Annotated in this window: 1 protein-coding gene; it reads right to left on the bottom strand. The window is 37.9% G+C overall.

Translation table 11 applies throughout. The features are described from left to right. Nucleotides 1-389 precede the first annotated feature (389 nt). The gene (locus FTT78_RS13390; protein ID WP_004969822.1) at nt 390-959 is read right to left on the bottom strand and encodes a peptidylprolyl isomerase A; all 570 of its coding nucleotides are present in this window, start codon (nt 957-959) and stop codon (nt 390-392) included. Nucleotides 960-1,125 lie beyond the last annotated feature (166 nt).

Genomic DNA, 1,125 nt, shown 5'->3' with positions numbered 1-1,125 from the left:
ATTTTCTGACTTAAATTTCGCTCAAATAAACTTCGAGTAATTTAAACCAATCAATCAATGAAATATTTTCGATCAATCAATCAGTAAAAATCCACACAAGTTGTTCTTCATAATCTCTTAATGATCTCAATTTCTGCCTCGTCAGCAGAAATTTTAACGCAAAACACTTCTAACAACTCAACCTTGTAAGCTAAGTTCGTAGGCTGTTTCGCGTCGGGATGGGTGCATTATAGGGCAATTTCCTACACGTGCAAGTGCTTTTAACTGCTTGTTTTCACGAGTGTTGGATTTTTACGCACTATTTTGGTTCAAAAACACACAAAACTCGCACTAACCCTATAATTTTAAATTAAAAATATGTTTTTCATATTTTTGCAATCTAAATCCGCTTATTTTGTTGGGGCAGCCTCTTTCACTTTCACACTGAGTATTTTTACCGCTTGTTTCGGTACATTTTGATGCATGCCATAGTTGCCTGTTGGTACTTTTACAATTTTATCGACAACATCCATACCTTTAGTGACTTGACCAAATACCGCATAGCCTGCGTTACGTGGACTTCGATTTAAGAAATCGTTATCTACCACATTAATAAAGAATTGGCTGCTGGCAGAATCAGGATGATTCATACGTGCCATCGCCAAGGTACCACGGGTATTTTTCAATCCATTACTTGATTCATTACGAATGGTCGCTTTGGTTGGCTTTTCTTGCATATTGGCATCCATACCACCGCCTTGCACCATAAAGCCCGGGATAACACGATGGAAGATCGTACCGTTATAGAAGTTTGACTTGGCATAGTTTTCAAAGTTCTTTGCAGAAACTGGGGCTTTGTCATTAAACAGTTCGATTTCAATATTGCCCATGCTGGTTGTCATTTCTACCACGGTGTTGGCTGCCATCGTATTGAAGCTGATAAGCATTGCTGCCATGGTAAACACACTTTGTTTTAACATTTGCTGACCAATCCATCTGTGTTGTATTTGCATTGCATCTATATTAACCCGAATTACGGATAAGAAAAGCCCTTGAAAAAAAGGTAGTTAGAGCCATTTAGAAAGTTACGACACAACCCAAAGGCTCTAACTACCATGTACGATTTTACAGAAATTTTTTGTATTG

It is taken from the genome of Acinetobacter sp. YH01011 (assembly GCF_013420785.1).
Taxonomy (GTDB): Bacteria; Pseudomonadota; Gammaproteobacteria; order Pseudomonadales; family Moraxellaceae; genus Acinetobacter; species Acinetobacter towneri.
This window is presented reverse-complemented; position numbering and strand designations above follow the sequence as displayed.

Excerpts from the sequence above, each read along its gene's own strand:
- FTT78_RS13390 (WP_004969822.1), bottom strand. The coding sequence starts at position 959 with ATGTTAAAACAAAGTGTGTTTACCATGGCAGCAATGCTTATCAGCTTC.